The following is an 18,924-nucleotide window of genomic DNA, read 5'->3' on the forward strand; positions in this document are numbered from 1 at the left end:
GCAGCGCTACCGCATGCACCAGCGGCTTGAGCCGGACTGCCCGTTCTGCTGGCATTGAATCAAATGAGTTTGGCTTGGTTCTGACAGTCTTGCTCCGTTGCATGGCGACATTCCCTTTTTATATGCTGACCGATGTCACGAATCACCTTCCGGGGGCACGCACTGGAGCACCAGCACGCACGAGGCATTCGCGGCTTACGGGTGCTATGACGAAAAAGAATGGGAACGACTGCAGATGGTCATCAAAATGTCATAAATGTGTCAGAAAGGTCGTGCCTGCCAACCCGGCACGACAGGTTCACGCCAGCCCCAGCAAGACGATGCCGCCCGGCAGCCGCGTCACGCGGGCGCCATAGACATCGCGAATCAGCGCCACCACGTCGTCCAGCCGGTCCAGCGCAAAACTGGCTTGCACCTTGTTGCGGCCGAGCGCCTCGCTGTTGAGAATCAACTTGCCAGGACGGTAACGATTGACTTCCGCCACCACTTGCACCAGCGGCACCTGGCGGAACACCAGCATGCCCCGACGCCAACTGCTGACAGCGCCGGCATCGACCGTCTGCCGGTTGCTGAAACCTTGCGGGCCATACGTCAGTTGTTCGCCGGCCTGCAAGGTGATGCGACGGCTGCCGCGTTCGACTGCCACCTGTCCGCGCAGACAGGACACGCAGACATCCTGATCGGTATGACGAATATTGAAACTGCCGGCACCGCTGATCTCACCACCGGCGGCGCGTACCGATACCGCACCGGCGCCCTTGCCGCCGGTGCGGATCTCGGCTTCGCCTGCCAGCAATTCGAGTGCCTCGCTGCCGGGCGCTGCGCTGCGCAGATTGATCCGAGTCTGCGTATTCATTTGCAATTGCGTGCCATCGGCCAGCACGATCTGACGCTGCTCGCCGGTGGCGGTGCGATAGTCGGCGGAAAAATCGGCCGCCAGCTCAGCCGCCGATGGCCACAGATCAAGCGGCGGCCGCCACGCCAGATACGCCACCGAGGCCGCCACGGCACCGCCGACGAAGGCGCGCCGCCCCGACATCACTGGCACCGGCTTGCGTGATGACTGCGGTGCGAATGTGGGCGACCACCAGCCTTGCAGGACGCTGCGCCGTGGCATGGCCGCTGCCGGCACGTTCTGCGGCAAACGTTGTGCCGCAGTCTGCATGTCTTTCCAGACCGCGCGCGCCTGCACAAAGGCACGCGCGTGACCGGCGCTGCGCGCACACCAGCGCTTGAACGCCTGCGCATCCTGGCTGGTGGCCTGGCCCGACGCCAACCGCACCACCCAGGCTTGTGCCTCCTGTTCAACTATTTGCATCGCCTGCACCTCAGTCTCGCGGTTCATCGTCGCCTCCCTGTTGCCCGCCTTTACCGCCATCGGCATCGGCTTTGCCGGCGACCTTGCTGCCGGCAGCGGGACCGAAACGCTGCACGAATTCGCGTCCGAGACGGGCGCAGCAATGTTCGAGGCCGGCCCGTAATTCCTTTTCCACGGTCCGTGGCGAAACGCCAAAATGCCGCGCGATATCGCGATGCGGCATCTCATCCACGCGCGCGGCCATCACAATGTCACGCCGACGGCGCGGCAACTCGGCCAAGGCCCGCTCCAATACATCGAGCTGATTGCGGCCCTCAATGGTGCGCGCCGGATCGGCCATGTCATCGGCCATTTCATACAACTCATCGAGTTCTGCCGTACCCAGCGAACGCAAATTGCTCTTGCGCTGATCTTCGGCAATATTCAGGGCAATCCGGAACAGATACGCCGACGGATATTTGACGGCGCCGGCCAGCGTCATTTTTTCTACCCGCAGCCAGGTTTCATGCAAGGCGTCGTTGGCCAGATCTTCTGACCCCAGCCGCAGGCGCAGATGGCGCTTGAACTGCGAATAGCGGTTCAGAAACAGGGTGCGCATGGCAGCTTTGATGGTGTCCGGCATGACCTCAGTCCTGCCGCGCCACGCGGCGGCAATCGGCTGCCGGGTCGGGCCGCGGTGTCAGCAAGATGGTCAATGGCTGCGCCATGTCAGGCGGTGGCGGCGCATCCATCACCAGCCGTGCGAGCTGTTGCAAGACGGTCTGGTCCTGCGCCGCCATGCCGCTTGATTCCAGCAGATGGACGTCGCGTACCGCGCCGCTGCGTTCCAGCCACAACTGCACACCCATCCGGTAACGGCCAAAGCTGTCCGGCTGGGCGCGGCACAATGCGCGGGTAATCGAGGCTTGCAATACCTGGGCATACGCGTTGCGGCGCCAGCCCGGATCCACCGGCACGGCAGCCGGCAGCGGCGCGGCTGCACCGCGCGCCGCCGTCGCATCAGAGGGCACCGGCTCCAGCGTAAAGGCATGCGCCTCGGTGCCGATATAGCGTTCCCGCAAACCGGTGCCGGCCAGCAGCAATTGCAAGGCTTGTTGCGGCAAGAATTCCCCCCGCACTTCAGCCGCACGCCGGCCAGCGGTCAGTTGCGCCGCCACCAGCACCGAATAGCCGCTGACGCCGCCAAAGGCTTGCAACGCCGTTTCCAGCGCCTGCGCCGGCAAATCAAAACGCATCACGCCAGCCGGTGCGCGTTCGGCATCGGCGGCACAGGCCACGCCCAGCGCCAGCAGACTGACGGCGAAACACATGGACAGTAGCAAGGCATTGCTCACGACCGGAGCGCGCAAAGTGGTGTTCATCGGGGAAATGGAAACTGAAATCGCCAGGCACGGGTGGCGCGTGCTGAATGCTGACGGTTTGATGACGAGATAGTAGCGCCGCAAGATTACCGTTTCGTGACAAGCGTCAATTCACGCAAAGAACTGGCCGCCGTCCGCCAGGAACCGTTGCGGGATATACCGGCCGGCCAGCGGTCAATCGCAACCGCGCCGGACGCAGGAAAAATGCCGCCGAAGCAACCGGCGACTACTGCATTTGCAGTAGATACAAATGCGTTTCTGTTCGCTATAGTTTTCGCTTTCTCGCATCGATACAACAAAAACCGCCAGGGAGCACCACGCATGAACCGCACTTACCGCCATGTATTCAATCGCCGCCGCCAGATATGGCAAGTCGCCTCCGAGCTGTCGCGCGGCAGCGGTAAAACCGGACGCGCCCTGGCTTCGCTGGCAATGGTACCGTTGCTGATGCTGTTGCCGGGTCTATCAGTGGCGCAAACGACTATTATTGATGGCAACTCGACTGTGCCGGGAAGCATTCCGGATGGATATAATTTTGGCGCACTTTTTGTGGGTCTGACAGCCGATGGCACGCTCAGTATCAGTGGTGGCGCCAACGTGTCGAGTACCTCCGCCTCAATCGGTAATAACGTTGGAAATGGGTCCGTAACCGTCTCCGGCAGCGGTACTGTATGGAGCAACGGCAGTACCCTGCGGATTGGCAGTAATGCTACCACCGGCATTCTGACAATAGAAGATGGTGGCACAGTGCGCACCGGTACCATATCTCTGATTTCAGGCTCATCGGTACTAAATCTGCTTGGCGGTGTGCTGGAAATCACCAGTCTTGACCCAGGCATCGGCACCCTTAACTGGAATGGAGGCATTCTCCGGGCAACCGCAGATAACGCCAATTTCCTTACAACCAGCAACATCAACCTCAATTTTGGCATTGCACTTCTGGACACGAACGGGCACAACGTTGGGCTCGGCAATCTGCAAAGTCCCTCGAGTTGGTTCACCAAACAGGGAACCGGCACGCTCACCGTAAATCAGTCGTTATGGATGGCGACAACGACCGTATCAGCCGGAACACTGCAAATAGGCAATGGTCTCGGCAATGCCACTCTTACAGGTAATGTTGCTGTCAATTCAGGTGCGACTCTGGCTTTCAATAACAACAGCGCCAACTTTTACGGCAACGTCATTTCCGGTACAGGGAACCTGGTCAAGCTCGGCATCGGAACGCTCACCTTGACCGGATCCAACAACTACAGCGGCGGCACTACCATTTCAGCCGGCACACTCCAGATCGGCAATGGCGGCGCTGCCGGCGCCATCACCGGCAATGCAACCATCGCCAGTGGCGCCTCGCTGGCCTTCAACCGTAACAACAACCTCACCTACGGCGGCGTTATTGACGGCCTGGGAAATGTCAGCCAGGCCGGCACCGGAACAACCATCCTGACCGGCAACAATACCTATAGCGGCGGCACTACCATTTCGGCCGGCACACTTCAGATCGGCAACGGCGGCGCTGCCGGCGCCATCACCGGCAATGCAACCATCGCCAGTGGCGCCTCGCTGGCTTTCAATCGCAGCGACGACACCAGCTTTAGTGGTGTCATCAGCGGTGCCGGGTCCCTGCTCAAGCAAGGTGCCGGCGCATTGACCCTGACCGGCACCAGCAATTACACCGGCGGCACCAGCATCAACGCCGGCACGCTGCGCATTGCCGGTGGCGGCAGCCTCGTCAGCGCCGCCACGGTAAACAGCGGCGCTACCCTGGCCGGCAGCGGCAGCGTCGGCAGCGCCACCGTCATGGCTGGCGGCACGGTGCATGCGGAGACCGGCACCCTGAGCGTCAACGGCAACTACACGCAAGCGGCGAATGGCACGCTGCGTGTCGATGCCACCGACGCCGCCAATTACAGCCGGCTGGCCGTGACCGGCAACGCCAGTTTTGCTGCCGGCACCGGCCTTGATGTCAATGTCAGCAACGTCAACACACTAGGCATCGGCAATACCTTGAGCAGTGTCATTTCTGCCGGCACTCTGCAAGCGTCGACGTTCAACGTGACCGACAACTCGGCGCTGTTCAACTTCCGCGCGTTCGTCAATGGCAACAACGTCGATCTGAAGGTGGTCGCCAACAGCAACACCGGTATGCAGAATGCCGTCAGCGGACAACAGATCTGGTCCGCACTCGGTGCTGCCAGCGTGCTCGACGGACAAATCATGCAAGGTGCAGGCGGCGACATGGGCACCGTGGTCAATGCGCTGGGCCAACTGGCGAGCAACCGCGATGTGGCCCGCGCTGCCGCACAAACCCTGCCGGTCATCTCCGGCAATCAGGCCATTCAGGGCACGCTGTCAGGCTTCCAGTCTTTGATTCAACAGCGCAATGGCGACCCGGCAAGGGCAACCGGCGTGGCATCCGGCGAGCGGCTGGCGGACGGGCAAGTCTGGGGCAAGATATTCGGTTCCCGCGCCACCCAGGATGACCGCAGCGGTGCGGCCGGTTTCAAGGCCGACAGCTGGGGCATGGCGTTCGGCAGTGACATGCAGGTGACACCCGATGCACGCCTGGGCGTGGCCTACGGGTATGCCAAGACCAGCGTCAACGGCAATACCGACCTCGCGGGTACCGCGCAGCGTGCCGATATCAATTCGCATGTGATTGCGGTCTATGGCAGCAAGGACCTGGACGGCAACCGCACCTTCAGCTTCCAGGGTGATGCCGGCCTGAACAACAGCAAGAGCACGCGCCAGTTGGCGTTCGGCGGACTCGCACGCACCGCCAGTGCCGATTACCGCACGTACAGCGCGCACCTCGGCGCAGCGCTGGCGCAAGCCTTCGCCCTGAGCGAGAACACCACCCTGACACCGGCAATACGCGCAGACTATACGTGGCTGAAATCACCCGGTCATGACGAAACCGGTGCCGGGGCATTGAACCTGAATGTGGCAACCCAGCGCACAGATGCACTGGTGCTGGGTGCCGACGCCCTGCTGCAATACCGTTTCGCCAACAAGTCGCGGCTGGATGTGCAAGTCGGTGCCGGTTACGACACCATCAATGATCGCGGCAATATTGTTGCCGCCTATGCCGGTGCACCGGGGCAATCGTTCGTGACCACCGGCATCGATCATTCGCCCTGGCTCCTGCGCGGCAGCATCGGCTACAACATGACCACCCCCTATGGCACCGACATCACGCTGCGCTATGATGCCGAAGGCCGCTCGGGTTACCTGAATCACACCGCCTCGGTGCGGGCCAACTGGGCCTTCTGAATCTGCCGGCAAGTAGTGATGCAATGCCGGCATGCGCGTCACTTGCGCTCGTCGGGCGGTACTGTCTGAGCCGGTGCCGTTACTACGTAATGATTGCGTTCAAGCTCAGGCTCATAGCGCACCAGCGTGAAGCCCGATTTTTGCAACACGCGGATCGACGCCGTATTTTCCGGCATGGCGAACGCATTCACTTCAGGGACCGCCAGCGATACCAATGCGTGCTGCACCGCATATTGCACCAGCTCGGTGGCATAGCCGTTGCCCCAACTGGCAGGCGCAAATGCATAGCTCACTTCCAGCCCCCAGCCGGGGACTTCCGGATCGACACTAAGGCCGCCCCACCCGATCACTTGCATGCCGGTTCGCTCCAGCACCACCCACGGCGCGCAGCCCAGCGTCAGGCGCAATGCCTCACAGGTCCGCAAGCGTGAGGCCAACTGCGCCGGCGAAGGAGCGATATAGGTGTAGCGCATGGCGTCGGCGCTGTGCATGAAATCGTACAGAACAGAAACGTCATCGTCCCGGAACGGACGAAACGCCAGACGTGGAGTAAAAATCATGCGCCGTTTTCCCAATCCAGAGACAGGATGCGATTCAGCAGAACGTGGCCTGACACGGCAGGCGCTGAACGCGCTTGCGGCCGGTAACAGACCACGAGAAGACTGCCACTTTATCAGAACCGGCTTCTCCGGCGGCGGCGATGGTTGCACAACGTGCAGGCCACGCTTGTATCGCCTGCAGTTTGTAGGGATACTGCAGATACGCCATTGGCTGCGACGGCGCGGGTACATCTGACAACAGGATAGCGGAGGACACGGCATGCCGATGTCGACCAGATTGAAAAGCGGGCTGATCGTGTCGGCCGGCATCGTAATGTTGCTGGGGCTCGGCGCCTGCTCACCGCTTTCAAACAGACCCGCGCAAGTACGCCATCGCCGACGACGTACCGGTTGCCTCCGCGCAGTAATGCAACTGTCAGCCGAAATAGTGTTGGAAAAGGCGGCCGAACAACCGCGCCAGATCCTTCGCCAACATCGCGCCGCCCCGGGCAGCGTGTGCTTCGCAAGCCAGTGTCATCATTCCGATAAAAAATGCTGCTCGCATGATGTGCTCCTTATCAATTCAGTGGGTATGGACGTATCTTGCGCCGGCCACCCTTCTGCATGATTACAATCTGCGGCTGCCAGATTACAACTGAAACATTCGGCGAAAATGACCTGGGACGCGAGACTGATTTTCATCATCCCCAATCAGCGACCGCCCCTGCCCCCTGCAACAATCACTCACGCTCGTCGCCCGCCAGAATCGCCCGCAGTTGTTCTTCAAACACTTCCGGCGGCTGGCCGCCCGAGATCAGGTAGCGGTCATTCACGACCACAGCCGGCACGCTGCTGATACCGCGCTGAACCCACAGTGCTTCTTCCGCCCGCACTTCCTGCGCGAAACGATCCGATGCCAGCACTTCGCTTGCCTCGGCGCGGTCCAGACCGGCTTGTGCGGCAAGGTCAGCCAGCACCTCGCGGTCCGCAATGTTCTTGCCATCCGTGAAATACGCGTTGAGCAAGACCTGTTTGAGCGTCATCTGTGCATTCTTCTGCTGCGCCCACGCCAGCAGGCGATGGCCATCGAAGGTGTTGTAGACGCGGCTGGCATCACCGCGATTCATGGTGAAGCCGACACGCGCCGCCCGGGCCCGGATCTGCTCCCGGTTGGCGCGCGCCTGATCGGCGCTGATGTTGTATTTTTCGGTGATGTGTTCAAGCTGATCCTGGCCGGCCGCCGGCAAGTCCGGATTAAGCTCGAACGGATGAATGGTGAGGTCGACCGGCGTCGCCGGGCCGATGCGTTCAAGCGCCGTATTGAGCCCCGCCAGCCCGATGGCGCACCAGGGACATACGATGTCGGAAACAAAATCGATCTTCAAAGTCTTGCTCATGGTCGCTGCCTCGTGGGGTGGCACCTGTTGTCAGGTGGTGTGGATGGAGAGGGATATTGTAAATCCGATGCGGGAATGGCATCGGATGGTGGCCGGCAGCGGACGACGGTTCAATTATCCACGGACCGTTCCAAACGGCTCAAGCGACTCTGCAACCGGAGGCGTCATCGGGGTTGCAATGCCATCAATTGACCAAACCTCAAGGCCGGCTGAAAGCGCATCTTGTTCAAAAACAGAAATTCCGAACAAATGCCCTTCCGGGTCGCGCCACCGATAATCGGACAGTAGGCGCATCGCTGATTTTCCGGGCCGCTGTTCCGCAACCGAAAAATTGATACTTGCACAGCCACATTGACAATGGACGACGACTTTCAACTGCGGGACCTGAGGAAGGAACATCCCGGCATCTGAAATCCCATGGCGCAACAGCCAATCTGTCAATTCAAGTTCTCTTTGGCTGAGCGCTCGCGGATTCATCAAATAACCAGGTGTTTGAGAAACAATCGACTTCCCATTTATCGTCGTGATGATGCTTAGTGGCACGTCCGCTCATGGCCGCCGATTGCAGCTGTTCGTTGGGACCGGCCGCTCAAGGTTTGCGGCCCGCTATCCAGCAATTCACAATATGGGGAACGACCATTGTGGCACTCCCTCTTAAAAACCTGTGGCCATACGGTGGGTGCATTTCATCAACAGAGACCAGGTATTTCTCTGATGAGAATTTTGCTTTCTTCAGTAAGCCGGCGGCCGGATGGACGGTAAGAGAGGTTCCAACAGTGATTATCCTTTCCGCATTTGCGACGTATTTTTCCGCCGCCCTCATCAATCTTACCTCCTCTCCGAACCACACAACATCAGGTCTCAACTGGCTTCCCTTTTCACATGTATCGCCAATTTCCAGGTCGGCCCCATCGAGCTGACAGGTCAGGTTTGGATCGACGGAGCTGCGCGCCCTCACTATTTCGCCGTGAAGATGAATTACCTTGGAGGAGCCCGCCCGTTCGTGTAAATCATCAATGTTTTGAGTAATTACGACAACATCGAAAAACTCCTCCAAACGGGCAATTGCCCTGTGCGCCTCGTTGGGTTGGGCCGATATCACGGCTCGTCGACGCTCATTGTAAAAGCGCAGAACCAGCTCAGGATTTTTGGCCCATCCCTCAGGTGAAGCAACCTCTTCGACCGCATATTCGTTCCACAATCCCCCCATGTCGCGAAAGGTTCTAAGGCCGCTTTCGGCACTGACACCTGCGCCACTGAAGATGAGGACCTTTTCTTTCATATTGTTCTATACCAATGAATCACTTAATAAGTATGACCGGCGGCTTCGGGCCAGCAGCGGAGGTACCGGTTTCCACATGTCAATCAATGCCACCACGGACCAAATATCCAAGCGCATAGAATAAATGAAAATGCTGAAACAAGGACTGTCCTGTAAATGGCCTTTTGTCTTTCAGACAGTTTCTGATAGTCGTTCAAACCAAAATCAGGTCCTGCCATGTTCATTCTTTTTGACTGCCAGCCACGCTATTGAAATCAAGAACAGTCGACGGAGCATCACTATCTCCATCATGAAAAATCGCAAAATTACAGCGATATTTATTGCGCTGCTGGCCGACGCCGGTCACTCACATGTCCGGCAAACATACCCGGTCGCAACGCAATTGCACTTCGCGTTCGCCTGACAACTTTAGCCGCCCGGTTCTTCCTTCAGGCGCTTCACGCGCGCTGCCCCCGTCTCCTGATCCAAACGCAGTGTTCCTGAATTGTTTCCGCCCCACGTTGCGAGCCAGCCGCCTGTATCGCCCATGTGAAACGTCCGGGCATGTTGCATTCGCCAGGATTCCCGCTTTGTTTCAATTGAAATATAAGCCTGCGGAACTGAAATCGATCCGTAACCGGCGCGGCGCAAGATACACCCATACCGAAACGAAAAACACAGCGGATCGGTCAACCCGATACTGAATCACTCAAGGAGAACATCATGCGCATCATCACCGCTACTACCGCAGCAGTCGTCCTGGCTTTCATGACCACCGCAGCCCGCGCCGACAGCATCTTCACCGGCGCTACCGACTACGAGTCGCCCATCGCCATGATCCTGCATGTGGGTGCCCGCCTCATCGGAAAACTGTTCTGATATCCGGCCGATACCACACCACGCATCACGCAATCACCATCGTCTACGTCAAGGAGAAACATCATGCGCATCATCACCGCTGCTACCGCCGCCATCGTCCTGGCGTTCATGACCACCGCCGCCCGCGCCGACAGCATCTTCACCGGCGCCACAGACTACGAGTCGCCCATCGCCATGATCCTGCATGTGGGCGCCCGCTTCATTGGAAAGTTGTTCTGATGGCAAGTTGTGCAGCCGGTACCGGCCCGCGAAACCCGGATTGGCGCCGCTGACGAACTATCTTGTCGGCGGTGCCGGTCGCATGTCAGCCGCGTGCGACGGCGCTCAGGATGGCCGTCGGGGGACAGGATAAGGTCGTGCGCTGCGCAACAAAGACTGGCCGGTCCAACTGACTGGTCCAGGCCCGATAGGTTTGATCCGCGATCGTGTGCAATGCTGCGATCCGGTCATGCAACGCTTGCAGAATTTGCGTTTCGCTTTGCACCGCCGGCCCTTGCGCGCAACGAAGTTCGGCCCGCCCGGCTGCGCACCAATCGCGGATGCTGTCTGCGGTCACTTCCAGATGTCCCTGGAATGCCCAATGACGGCCACGGCTGAAGCCCTTGTTCAGGCAATGGCTGCCATACATGGTACGGATCGCGCCCACCGGAATTTCAAACGTATCGTAATGCCAGTTGAAGATCGTCGCTTGTCGCGGCAGTCCCATCACCTGTTGTGCTGGCGGGGTGATCCATATCTGGCTCCAGCCGATATTCGGACAACTATTGCGGCTGACTTTGGCGCCCATGGCACGCGCCAGCATTTGTGCGCCAAAACAATGGCCGAGCACCGGAATATCACGCCGGATGGCATCTTGCAGCAATCGCCGCTCATCTTCAATCCACGGCAACATTTCATTCACGCAGTGATCGCTGCCCAACACGACAATGCCGCCAAACTTGCTGGCATCGATGGGCGCTTTTCCGTCCGAGGCAGGTGAAATGAGCCGGTACGGGATGCCGTTTTCGTCCAAATGGTCGCGCAGTACACCCGGCCCTTGCGTTGCTTCGTGTTGAAGAATGGCGATGGGTCTCATAAAGTCACGGCTTGCATCAACAAGCCTGTAGTGATGGAGACCTCAATGTAGAAGCTTCGGTATAAAAACTGGATTCTATTTGATGGGTTTCACGTAAAAAATACGTAAAGAAATCTGACGCGATCTCACACGTTAGCTGAGCGAGTTCGCCGCGATCACCGCGCAAGCATTACCGGATTAAAAAATGCCATGGAAAAATGCCGAGGGAATGCCTCTTTCTGCCGGCATTGCGAGCGTTGTCAACAAACCGGCGCCACATGCGCGGCATGAGCCAGTCGCTGGCCGCCATGCTCAGTCATCTTTGGCGGCGACCAGCGCACCTTCAATCCGGTGCCGGGCCAATGCCGCAGCGACAAAGCCGGAAGCTTTCATTTCTTCGACAAATGCCGCCAGATACGTGGCGGCCTCATCGCCTTTGGCCTTGGGCACGCCCATCGCCTGCCGGATCACCATGAAGCGCTGCGCCAGAATCCGCACGCCGCCGGCCTGTGCCGCATCCTGTTCCAGTTGCTGTTTTACCCCTGCCGCCACCGCCAGATTCTGCGTCAAAAAATCCCGTATTACCGCCGGCGAAGTTGCCGAGCGCACGATCGTGGCGTGCTGCAATTCACGCGTCAAAAACAAGTCATAGGCACTGCCCTTGCCCACCGCGACGGTAATACCCTGGCGGTCGACCTGCTCGTTGCTGGTAATCGGCGAGTCGGTACGCACGGCGTAAAAACCTTCGATCAAGACATACGGCTGGGTGAAGCTGATCTTTTGCCCGCGCTTGGGATCGACTGCAAAAAAGCCGATATCGGCCTTGTCTTGCTCAACGTTGTCGACCGATTCACCGGCCGACCTGACCGTCACCAGTTGCAAGGGCAAGCCCAACCGTTGGGCCAGTTCCTGCGCCAGATCGACCGAGACACCGGCCGCCTGGCCGGTGGCCGGATCGAGATTGGCCAAGACCGGATTGCCGAGATTGATCGATGCCCGCAAGGTTCCGCCCGGCGCGAATACCGCTGCCAGGCGGGTGATCGCCGCTTGTGAATAGATGATGCGCGTCATGCCTGCTCCCGATGTTTGTGCCTGTGCGGCAGCGTTGAACAATAACAATGCCACCAGTGCCGGATAGCACCGCCAGTGACTTGATCTGATCGAAGCGTGCTTCATGCTGGCTGGCCCTTGTTGTTGGTTGACGCTGGCGTAGCCGGCAGTGTCTTGGCCATTTCGGTGGTGGCATTCCAGCCCAGCCCCTCATACAAAGGCCGGCCCATTTGCGTGGCATGCAGAATCGCAAATTGCAGGCCGCGCCGGGCAAACTCTTCTTCTGCCAATTGCATCAGTTGCTGTGCGATGCCTTGCCGCCGGTATGCCGTTTCGACATACACATTGAGCACATAGCCGCGCTGATCCTGCATCGGATGCGACGGATGTGGCGGCCAGTCGATTGCCATCAGGCCGATACCGGCAATCACCTGCTCCTGCCTGGTCAACAGAAAACCGAAGTAGCGTTGATCCAGCAAACGCGGCTTGAGCCAGAGCCGAAAGGAATCAGTCATGAGCGCGAGCGTGGCGTCATCACGCCCGGCTTCGCGAAACATTTGTTCGCGTTGCCGACAAATCACGTCGAGGTCATCGACGTCTAATGAACGTGATTGCATTGCCCGCCTTTCCTGGAGATGCTCAAATCCTAACATCATTGATGGCGGTGCGGGCCCCGCCTTCATCACCGGTATTGAGCACCCCGCGCGGCTCGATCAGCAGCAACCTGACTTCCCCTTCGGCAAACGGTTTGTGTTCGACCCCCTTGGGTACCACGAACATTTCGCCCGCACCCAATTGCACATGACCATCGCGAAAGTCGATCCGCAACCGCCCGTCCAGAACAATAAAGGTTTCGTCCGTATCGACGTGATCATGCCAGATAAAGTCGCCCTGAATTTTGACCAGCTTGAACTGGTAGTCATTCATTTCAGCGATGACCTTGGGTGCCCATTGTTCGCTGAACAAGGAAAATTTTTCCGCGAAATTGATGCGTTGATATGTATTTCCGCGAATTGCTGCCGGTGTCGTTGGCGACCGTGGATGCGTGCTCATGGCGTGTACCTCTGGTGGGATCAGAAACACCCAGCATAGTCAAACCAATGCCTTGATTCTTGTACGATTGTGCACGTCTCAGCCAGATCGCGGGCGGCCTTGCAGTTTCAGCCAGCGCAACGGCGGCAGGCCCCAGGTATTGGTGAAATGCCCGGTCATGTGGCTTTGATCGACAAAGCCGGCGATCAGCGCCGCACTTGCCAGCGACTGCCCCTGCATCAGCAAGGTACGGACCAGATCCAGCCGGCGCATGATCAGATAGCGATACGGACTGGTGCCGAACAGCTGCCGGAAGTCGCGCGACAGGCTCCAGCGATCACGTCCGCTGTGCTGCGCCATGTCATCCAGCGTGACGGGCCGGTCGAGCGTGTCATGGATGAACTGCCGCGCCGTTTCTGCCGCGCGGTAATCGAGGCTTTTTCTGCCGGTGGGGACGCCGGCGACGGCGTTCAATGCCTGCGCCAGATCAAACAGCGCATCGTCTTCTTCCAAGGCATCGAGCGGACGCTCCATGCCTTGCAGCAAAGCGCGGGTGGCGGCCGCCAGCCGCGGGTCCAATGACATGCCGTTGCGGATGAATGGCAATGGTTTGCCGCCGAGAATCTGCTGGATCAGCGCCGGCTCGACATAGATCTTCCGATACTGAAAGCCATCGGCAGTACCGGCCTGGCCGTCATGCGCTTCGTCGGGATGCAACACCATGGTGGTGCCCGGCAGACTGTGGCGTTCCTGGCCGCGATACTGGAAACTTTGCACGCCCGAAAGCGTGGTCCCTATCGCATAGGTATCGTGGCGATGCAGCGCATAGCCGTAACCGGCAATGAAAGCCTCGATACGCTCCAGCTTGCCGGCGTACGGCGCGCGGCAGATCCAGTCAGTTGCATTTTTATCATGCGCCATGGCAACACGCTCGCGGTTGAGGACAACGCGATACCCGTGAACAAGTCAGATGAAGTTGCCGAGCAGCATGAAACATTTCCCGCAACGGGGAGCGCACAGCGAAAAACCGGGGAGTATTTGGGGCTGGTGCAGGCACGTCGTGAACTGTACGACAACTGTCCACAACGTGTAATACGGGTATAACGGGGCTTACTTGCAACGCATCAGGCTTGCTTGTCGTCACCACGTTCGGCGACTTCGGCAGCCAGTTCGTCGAGCATGCTGTTGAGCAGCTTGTTGAAGTAAATACGATAAGTCGATTCCATGTTCTTGATGCGGCGCAGTTTACGCATGATATTCCTTGGTTTGGTGTGGAGATTGTTCAGCATCATCTCTGATGATCGCGCCGAAGTATACATCAGTCGCCCGGCGCGATTGCGGAATGCACCGGAAATCGCCGATGTCCCCCTGTCCGGGCACTCAATGCCTGTCCATCATGAAAAACCGGCACACTGTCCGCTGCCCAGTCGCCGTCACATAGTCAACTCACGTCCTGGCATTCCACACCAGATGCAACCCCAATGCCCCGATCACACCGGCAGCAAACCGATCCACGCCGGCCTTGCTGCGCAAATAGATACGCCGCGGACGTTGACTCGAAAAACACAACGCGACCACCGTGTACCAACCGGCCTCAATCACGAACACCAGCGGCGGCAACACCAGATAACACCACAACGGCGGATGTTGCGGCAGCAACGAAGCAAAGATACTGCCATACACAATGGCGGTCTTGGGATTGCTCAGCTGGGTAGCAACAGCAGTCCAGAAAGCATGGGCACGGCCTTTGGTGCGCTTGTCGTTCAGGTCGTCAAACGCGAGCGGCATACTGGCAGAACGCCAGATTTTTGATGCCAGATAAATCAGATAGACACCGCCGGCGATCTTCAACGTCATGTAGAGCCAGGACACTGCCGCCAGCAAGGAATACAAACCTGCCAGTGCCACCGCACTGAAAATGATCCCGCCCAGCCCCATGCCCAATGCACTGGCCATCGCGTCCTTGCGCGACAAGCCGATGGCGTTGCGCACCACCAGTACGAAACTGGGACCGGGACTCATGGCGCCGATCAGCAGCGTGAACAGGATGGAAGCGATGGCGAGAGAATTAGACATGTTTTTTTCAAAATTGACTGGTGAATGTTATTGCCCCGACATCATCACTACAAATACGAGCGGACGCGAGGTACTGCTGCGGTTGCTACAAATTGTGCAAGCGTTCGTCTGCAATGAATGGCGACGATCATGTCACCGTCTTCATCATGAACACGCTGTGCGGATCATCCGCGTAATCGCCGAACGGACCACAGCGCTGATAACCATGGCGCGCATACAACGCCAGCGCCTGTGGTTGCAGATTGCCGGTTTCCAGCATGAACTGCAGGCACCCGCGTGCCGTCGCTGCGGCTTCAAGATACGCCAGCAAGGCACTGGCAACGCCGCGCCCGCGCTGCGCGGGCCGGGTAAACATGCGCTTGAGTTCGCCATACTCCGCTTGCAATACCATGGCGCCGCACGCCACCACTTCTCCGCCGTCGGCACGCGCCACGGCAAACAATACATTGGCGGCAGCGAGCGCAGCGATGTCGATGCCGTGATGACTCCCGGCCGGATACAGTGGCTTCTGGTAAGCATCCAGTTCTGCGATCAGCGCGATAACTTCGGCTTGGTTCGGGGTTTCAAGAGCGAGATGGGGATACGCGGTCATGGCGCGGTGCAGAAAGGGGATGAGACTCGTGTCCGGACCGGGGAAACAAAGCCGTCCCGGTGAAAATTGCATGGAGGCGCCCTCAACTGTTTACCCCCTTCTGCACCAGCCATGACAACGGCAGTGTCAGCAACAGGACCACCGCCAGACTGATCAGGGCCACCGGCACGCCGGCGACGTCGCCGAGGCGGCCGAACACGATCGGCGCGATGGCGCCGCCGGCGATGGTGCCGGTATAAAACAAGGCAAAGGCATGTTCGCGTTTGCCGGCGCCGGCCAGTTCCGGCACCACGCCATACAGCACCGATGAGGTGCCGTTGAGCGCCAGACCCAGTAACGGCAGCATGACCATCAATCCGGTCAGCGGCAGCCAGACTGCGCACAGTATCAACAATGAGGTGGCCGACTCCGTGACCCATACTGTTTTCATCATGCCGATGCGCGCGCCGAGATAACCGCACAGCAATTTGCCGAAGGCGCCGCCCACAAACAGCAGCGACAACGCCAGCCCGATACCGGCGGTACCGGCGCCTTTGCTTTGCAACAGGAATGGCAGGAAAGTCAGGAACCCCATGCGCACTGCGCTGTCGAGCGTGCCGGTCAGCAACAAGGCCCGCAGGCCGCTGACGGAACCGTTGCCGGTCATGGTGTTGGTGGATTTTTGCTTGACCGCCAACTGTTCGCTTTGGGCCGGAATCAGCCACCACAGCAAGCCGGCGGCGGCCAGCCCGAGCAAACCCATCAGCGTCACGCTGGTTTGCCAGCTGGCGACCACCAGCAACAGACCGACCAGTCCCGGAATCAGGGTCTTGCCGATATCGCCGGCAAAGTTGTACTGCGCCAGGGCTTCTTTGACGCCGCCGCCGGCTTCGTGGGTATCGGTGATCAGCGAGGATGCCAGCGGATGCTGCGTGCTGGCGCCGAGACCGCCGAGCAACAAGGCCATCAGCAATACCGTCAAACCGCCGGCCTGGCCGGCAATCAGGTAAGCCACACCGGCCAGCGCGGTACCGCCCACCAGCAGCCGCTCACGGCCCCAGCGTCGCGCCAGCCGGCTGGCCAGCAACTGGAACGCCGCCATCATGCCGGAATAGGAACCGCGCAACAAACCCACCATGGCATAGCTGATGCCAAACTGGGATTGCCATATCGGCAACAAGACATAGATCAGATCGGTCAACCCGTCATGCACCGCATGGGCGCTGCAGGCCGCGATCAGCGAACGGCGCCGGACAGCAGTATCGGACGTATCCGCTTCGGCGGAGATGGCGGCGGCTTTCAGATCGCGCATGATGTGGATGGCATGAAATCGGGATGCGTCAGTTTACTACCAGAATCGATTTCCTGACTGCATCCGCCCCGCCGGCATGCCATCCGCCATGCGATTAACTCATGCTGTCATGACTGGCTGATTGGCCAGGTTGAAGGACAGTTGCGCATGCAGTTTTTCGCTTAGCTGCTGCCCTGCTGCATGCACCGCCTGCGCCACCGCTTCGGGGCCGAACACCAGACCTTGCAGCGGGAAGAAATGTACATCGCTGATGCCGATCGAGGCCAGTGCGTAACGCAAGTACGGCGTCAGGAAGTCGGCCTGTCTGGCGCGTTCACCGGCAAAAAAGCCACCCGAACTGACCAGCACGAAAGTCGGCCGGTCATGGATACTGCCGACCTTGCCCTGTGGCGTCGCCTCGAAGCTGCGGTTGATGCGGATCACATGATCAAGCCACAACTTGAGCGTGGCCGGAACCGTGAAGTTGTGCATCGGCGTGACGATGAACAACATAGCGTGCTGTTCCAGTTCGACAATCAATTGTTCGGAGCAAGCGAATTCCGGCACTTCGTGCGCCGCGCCGCTCGTGAGCGCAATTGCATAATCGCGACCGATGGACGGCAACGGCGACTGCACCAGATCACGTTCGGTGATGCTGACCGGTCCGATGCCGGTTGCGGCAAGCACTTCGCGCGCCAGCCGATAGCCGTGACTGGCATCGCTGTGCGGGCCACAGTTCAACAACAAGATACGTTTCATGCCGCCACCTGCGGCAGTGGTTCGACGAAGTGCATGCCGGTGGCCAGCAATCCCTGACGGAAATAAAAGCGCTGCGCCAGCGCCATGTGCAGACCGGTATCGAGGATGAAGTGCGAACAGCCCAAGGCCACCGCTTGCTGCCGTGCCGCCTGCAACAGGCTGGCGCCGGTACCGGAGCGGTGCAAGACTGCCGTCACCACCAGATCATCGACATAGACGAAATGGCCATAGAGCAGATTGTCTTGCACCCGGTAGCCGGCCAGGCCGACGATGACGCCATCGCGCCATGCCGCCAGCAAGCGATAGCCTTGCGCACGTTGGCGGGCGATCTTGGCGGCGTAGCTGGCGCGGTCGCGCAGATGCGGCCGCAATTCCTGCATCACCGAAAACGAAGCGGCCACCTCGGCGTCGCTTTCCACATGGTTGATTTCTGTCTGAGATTGCATGCATTGCTCCAAAAAAATTGCGGCCCGGCTGACGCTGCGCAGGCAACGCCGCCAGATTCATTTGCGGCGATTACTCCGGCATCTTGCGGAAGGCGATGGCAAAGCGGTTCCAGCTGTTGATCGAGGTGATCAGCAAGGTCAGCTCGACCAGTTCGGCTTCGGTGAAATGCGGGCGCACGGCTTCCCACACGGCATCCGGCACATGCTGTTGCGATACCAGCGTCAGTGCTTCGGTCCATTCCAGCGCTGCGCGTTCACGCTCGCTGAAGAACGGGGTTTCACGCCAGGCCGAGACCGTCGCCAGACGCCGTTCCGATTCGCCGGCTTTGCGGGCATCAGTTACATGCATGTCGAGGCAAAAGGCGCAGCCATTGATTTGCGATGCACGCAGGCGCACCAATTCTTTGAGCAAGATATCGAGTGCACTTTTGTTGATCTGGTTTTCAACGCCGATCATGGCTTTGATGACATCCGGACCGGCAGTGTAAAAGTTGAGACGTGGTTGCATGTGAAGCTCCTTCTGGTATCGAGGGTTTTACGGGGTAAGTGATCGGGTGTTTGCTTGCATTGAAGTATGCGAAAATCTTGGCCATGCCAAAAGGGCCAAGAAATGAAAA

Annotated in this window: 24 protein-coding genes; 4 read left to right on the forward strand and 20 right to left on the reverse strand. The window is 59.2% G+C overall.

Annotation, left to right across the window (positions count from 1 at the left end):
- Positions 1 to 298: 298 nt before the first annotated feature.
- From AKL27_RS24430 to AKL27_RS24440, 3 genes are read right to left on the reverse strand one after another with little or no spacing between them, the layout of a single operon-like run.
- The gene (locus AKL27_RS24430; protein WP_050465495.1) at positions 299 to 1,345 is read right to left on the reverse strand and encodes a FecR family protein; all 1,047 of its coding nucleotides are present in this window, start codon (positions 1,343 to 1,345) and stop codon (positions 299 to 301) included.
- A complete protein-coding gene (locus AKL27_RS24435) occupies positions 1,329 to 1,940 on the reverse strand; it encodes an RNA polymerase sigma factor (RefSeq protein WP_083439273.1) in 612 nt (203 codons plus the stop codon). The genes AKL27_RS24430 and AKL27_RS24435 overlap by 17 nt, the downstream gene beginning before the upstream one ends.
- Positions 1,941 to 1,944: 4 nt before the next feature.
- Positions 1,945 to 2,679 carry a TonB C-terminal domain-containing protein gene (locus tag AKL27_RS24440; protein ID WP_083439274.1) on the reverse strand — a complete coding sequence of 245 codons (735 nt, stop codon included), beginning with the start codon at positions 2,677 to 2,679 and terminating at the stop codon, positions 1,945 to 1,947.
- A 321-nt stretch (positions 2,680 to 3,000) separates the two neighbouring features.
- Between AKL27_RS24440 and AKL27_RS24445 the strand changes: the two genes are divergently transcribed.
- Positions 3,001 to 5,952, forward strand: a complete 2,952-nt coding sequence (locus AKL27_RS24445) for an autotransporter domain-containing protein (protein ID WP_050465497.1) — start codon at positions 3,001 to 3,003, stop codon at positions 5,950 to 5,952.
- Between the two features lie 38 nt (positions 5,953 to 5,990).
- Here the strand turns inward: AKL27_RS24445 and AKL27_RS28220 are convergent, their stop codons facing one another.
- The 5 genes from AKL27_RS28220 to AKL27_RS24460 form a co-directional block, all read right to left on the reverse strand.
- The gene (locus AKL27_RS28220; protein ID WP_050465498.1) at positions 5,991 to 6,512 is read right to left on the reverse strand and encodes a GNAT family N-acetyltransferase; all 522 of its coding nucleotides are present in this window, start codon (positions 6,510 to 6,512) and stop codon (positions 5,991 to 5,993) included.
- Between the two features lie 415 nt (positions 6,513 to 6,927).
- On the reverse strand, positions 6,928 to 7,056 hold the full coding sequence (locus AKL27_RS28710) for a hypothetical protein (protein WP_269749274.1): 129 nt from the start codon (positions 7,054 to 7,056) through the stop codon (positions 6,928 to 6,930).
- Positions 7,057 to 7,231: 175 nt separating this feature from the next.
- The gene (locus AKL27_RS24455) at positions 7,232 to 7,888 is read right to left on the reverse strand and encodes a DsbA family oxidoreductase (protein WP_050465499.1); all 657 of its coding nucleotides are present in this window, start codon (positions 7,886 to 7,888) and stop codon (positions 7,232 to 7,234) included.
- A gap of 114 nt (positions 7,889 to 8,002) precedes the next feature.
- Positions 8,003 to 8,431 carry a hypothetical protein gene (locus tag AKL27_RS27980; RefSeq protein ID WP_157057084.1) on the reverse strand — a complete coding sequence of 143 codons (429 nt, stop codon included), beginning with the start codon at positions 8,429 to 8,431 and terminating at the stop codon, positions 8,003 to 8,005.
- 46 nt (positions 8,432 to 8,477) lie between these two features.
- Positions 8,478 to 9,170, reverse strand: coding sequence for an SIR2 family NAD-dependent protein deacylase (locus tag AKL27_RS24460; RefSeq protein ID WP_050465500.1), 693 nt, complete (start codon positions 9,168 to 9,170; stop codon positions 8,478 to 8,480).
- A gap of 124 nt (positions 9,171 to 9,294) precedes the next feature.
- Here AKL27_RS24460 and AKL27_RS27985 point away from each other — a divergent pair, with 124 nt between their 5' ends.
- The 3 genes from AKL27_RS27985 (at position 9,295) to AKL27_RS28230 (ending at position 10,247) form a co-directional block, all read left to right on the forward strand.
- The gene (locus AKL27_RS27985) at positions 9,295 to 9,573 is read left to right on the forward strand and encodes a hypothetical protein (RefSeq protein ID WP_157057085.1); all 279 of its coding nucleotides are present in this window, start codon (positions 9,295 to 9,297) and stop codon (positions 9,571 to 9,573) included.
- 299 nt (positions 9,574 to 9,872) lie between these two features.
- Positions 9,873 to 10,028, forward strand: coding sequence for a hypothetical protein (locus tag AKL27_RS28225; RefSeq protein WP_198156078.1), 156 nt, complete (start codon positions 9,873 to 9,875; stop codon positions 10,026 to 10,028).
- A 63-nt stretch (positions 10,029 to 10,091) separates the two neighbouring features.
- On the forward strand, positions 10,092 to 10,247 hold the full coding sequence (locus tag AKL27_RS28230; RefSeq protein WP_198156079.1) for a hypothetical protein: 156 nt from the start codon (positions 10,092 to 10,094) through the stop codon (positions 10,245 to 10,247).
- Between the two features lie 85 nt (positions 10,248 to 10,332).
- On the opposite strand, the gene AKL27_RS24465 is transcribed toward AKL27_RS28230, so the two are convergent.
- The 12 genes from AKL27_RS24465 to AKL27_RS24515 all read right to left on the reverse strand — a co-directional run bounded on the left by AKL27_RS24465 (position 10,333) and on the right by AKL27_RS24515 (position 18,815).
- The gene (locus tag AKL27_RS24465; protein WP_050465501.1) at positions 10,333 to 11,103 is read right to left on the reverse strand and encodes a type 1 glutamine amidotransferase; all 771 of its coding nucleotides are present in this window, start codon (positions 11,101 to 11,103) and stop codon (positions 10,333 to 10,335) included.
- Between the two features lie 291 nt (positions 11,104 to 11,394).
- Positions 11,395 to 12,153 (reverse strand): ABC transporter substrate-binding protein, encoded by a 759-nt coding sequence (locus AKL27_RS24470; protein ID WP_050465522.1) that lies wholly within the window; start codon positions 12,151 to 12,153, stop codon positions 11,395 to 11,397.
- 101 nt (positions 12,154 to 12,254) lie between these two features.
- Positions 12,255 to 12,749, reverse strand: a complete 495-nt coding sequence (locus tag AKL27_RS24475; RefSeq protein ID WP_050465502.1) for a GNAT family N-acetyltransferase — start codon at positions 12,747 to 12,749, stop codon at positions 12,255 to 12,257.
- 22 nt (positions 12,750 to 12,771) lie between these two features.
- Positions 12,772 to 13,185, reverse strand: coding sequence for a cupin domain-containing protein (locus AKL27_RS24480; RefSeq protein WP_050465503.1), 414 nt, complete (start codon positions 13,183 to 13,185; stop codon positions 12,772 to 12,774).
- Between the two features lie 78 nt (positions 13,186 to 13,263).
- Positions 13,264 to 14,085: an AraC family transcriptional regulator gene (locus tag AKL27_RS24485; RefSeq protein ID WP_050465504.1), complete on the reverse strand. Its 822-nt coding sequence runs from the start codon at positions 14,083 to 14,085 to the stop codon at positions 13,264 to 13,266.
- A 203-nt stretch (positions 14,086 to 14,288) separates the two neighbouring features.
- Complete coding sequence (locus AKL27_RS28715) at positions 14,289 to 14,417, reverse strand: hypothetical protein (RefSeq protein WP_269749275.1); 129 nt, start codon at positions 14,415 to 14,417, stop codon at positions 14,289 to 14,291.
- Between the two features lie 193 nt (positions 14,418 to 14,610).
- The gene (locus tag AKL27_RS24490) at positions 14,611 to 15,240 is read right to left on the reverse strand and encodes a LysE family translocator (protein WP_050465505.1); all 630 of its coding nucleotides are present in this window, start codon (positions 15,238 to 15,240) and stop codon (positions 14,611 to 14,613) included.
- Between the two features lie 127 nt (positions 15,241 to 15,367).
- Positions 15,368 to 15,832, reverse strand: coding sequence for a GNAT family N-acetyltransferase (locus tag AKL27_RS24495; protein WP_050465507.1), 465 nt, complete (start codon positions 15,830 to 15,832; stop codon positions 15,368 to 15,370).
- Between the two features lie 82 nt (positions 15,833 to 15,914).
- Complete coding sequence (locus tag AKL27_RS24500) at positions 15,915 to 17,123, reverse strand: MFS transporter (RefSeq protein ID WP_050465508.1); 1,209 nt, start codon at positions 17,121 to 17,123, stop codon at positions 15,915 to 15,917.
- Between the two features lie 99 nt (positions 17,124 to 17,222).
- Positions 17,223 to 17,861 carry an FMN-dependent NADH-azoreductase gene (locus tag AKL27_RS24505; protein WP_050465509.1) on the reverse strand — a complete coding sequence of 213 codons (639 nt, stop codon included), beginning with the start codon at positions 17,859 to 17,861 and terminating at the stop codon, positions 17,223 to 17,225.
- Entirely contained in the window at positions 17,858 to 18,307 is a 450-nt protein-coding gene (locus AKL27_RS24510; protein ID WP_050465510.1) for a GNAT family N-acetyltransferase, read from the reverse strand. Before AKL27_RS24510 ends, AKL27_RS24505 begins: the two co-directional genes overlap by 4 nt.
- 70 nt (positions 18,308 to 18,377) lie before the next feature.
- Positions 18,378 to 18,815, reverse strand: a complete 438-nt coding sequence (locus AKL27_RS24515; protein ID WP_050465511.1) for a carboxymuconolactone decarboxylase family protein — start codon at positions 18,813 to 18,815, stop codon at positions 18,378 to 18,380.
- Positions 18,816 to 18,924: the final 109 nt, after the last annotated feature.

Source organism: Herbaspirillum autotrophicum, from assembly GCF_001189915.1.
In the GTDB taxonomy this organism is placed as follows: Bacteria; Pseudomonadota; Gammaproteobacteria; order Burkholderiales; family Burkholderiaceae_D; genus Herbaspirillum; species Herbaspirillum autotrophicum.

Coding starts and splice junctions, on each gene's coding strand:
- AKL27_RS24430 (WP_050465495.1), bottom strand. CDS start 1,345: ATGAACCGCGAGACTGAGGTGCAGGCGATGCAAATAGTTGAACAGGAG.
- AKL27_RS24435 (WP_083439273.1), bottom strand. CDS start 1,940: ATGCCGGACACCATCAAAGCTGCCATGCGCACCCTGTTTCTGAACCGC.
- AKL27_RS24440 (WP_083439274.1), bottom strand. CDS start 2,679: ATGAACACCACTTTGCGCGCTCCGGTCGTGAGCAATGCCTTGCTACTG.
- AKL27_RS24445 (WP_050465497.1), top strand. CDS start 3,001: ATGAACCGCACTTACCGCCATGTATTCAATCGCCGCCGCCAGATATGG.
- AKL27_RS28220 (WP_050465498.1), bottom strand. CDS start 6,512: ATGATTTTTACTCCACGTCTGGCGTTTCGTCCGTTCCGGGACGATGAC.
- AKL27_RS28710 (WP_269749274.1), bottom strand. CDS start 7,056: ATGCGAGCAGCATTTTTTATCGGAATGATGACACTGGCTTGCGAAGCA.
- AKL27_RS24455 (WP_050465499.1), bottom strand. CDS start 7,888: ATGAGCAAGACTTTGAAGATCGATTTTGTTTCCGACATCGTATGTCCC.
- AKL27_RS24460 (WP_050465500.1), bottom strand. CDS start 9,170: ATGAAAGAAAAGGTCCTCATCTTCAGTGGCGCAGGTGTCAGTGCCGAA.
- AKL27_RS27985 (WP_157057085.1), top strand. CDS start 9,295: ATGAAAATGCTGAAACAAGGACTGTCCTGTAAATGGCCTTTTGTCTTT.
- AKL27_RS28225 (WP_198156078.1), top strand. CDS start 9,873: ATGCGCATCATCACCGCTACTACCGCAGCAGTCGTCCTGGCTTTCATG.
- AKL27_RS28230 (WP_198156079.1), top strand. CDS start 10,092: ATGCGCATCATCACCGCTGCTACCGCCGCCATCGTCCTGGCGTTCATG.
- AKL27_RS24465 (WP_050465501.1), bottom strand. CDS start 11,103: ATGAGACCCATCGCCATTCTTCAACACGAAGCAACGCAAGGGCCGGGT.
- AKL27_RS24470 (WP_050465522.1), bottom strand. CDS start 12,153: ATGACGCGCATCATCTATTCACAAGCGGCGATCACCCGCCTGGCAGCG.
- AKL27_RS24475 (WP_050465502.1), bottom strand. CDS start 12,749: ATGCAATCACGTTCATTAGACGTCGATGACCTCGACGTGATTTGTCGG.
- AKL27_RS24480 (WP_050465503.1), bottom strand. CDS start 13,185: ATGAGCACGCATCCACGGTCGCCAACGACACCGGCAGCAATTCGCGGA.
- AKL27_RS24485 (WP_050465504.1), bottom strand. CDS start 14,085: ATGGCGCATGATAAAAATGCAACTGACTGGATCTGCCGCGCGCCGTAC.
- AKL27_RS28715 (WP_269749275.1), bottom strand. CDS start 14,417: ATGCGTAAACTGCGCCGCATCAAGAACATGGAATCGACTTATCGTATT.
- AKL27_RS24490 (WP_050465505.1), bottom strand. CDS start 15,240: ATGTCTAATTCTCTCGCCATCGCTTCCATCCTGTTCACGCTGCTGATC.
- AKL27_RS24495 (WP_050465507.1), bottom strand. CDS start 15,832: ATGACCGCGTATCCCCATCTCGCTCTTGAAACCCCGAACCAAGCCGAA.
- AKL27_RS24500 (WP_050465508.1), bottom strand. CDS start 17,123: ATGCGCGATCTGAAAGCCGCCGCCATCTCCGCCGAAGCGGATACGTCC.
- AKL27_RS24505 (WP_050465509.1), bottom strand. CDS start 17,861: ATGAAACGTATCTTGTTGTTGAACTGTGGCCCGCACAGCGATGCCAGT.
- AKL27_RS24510 (WP_050465510.1), bottom strand. CDS start 18,307: ATGCAATCTCAGACAGAAATCAACCATGTGGAAAGCGACGCCGAGGTG.
- AKL27_RS24515 (WP_050465511.1), bottom strand. CDS start 18,815: ATGCAACCACGTCTCAACTTTTACACTGCCGGTCCGGATGTCATCAAA.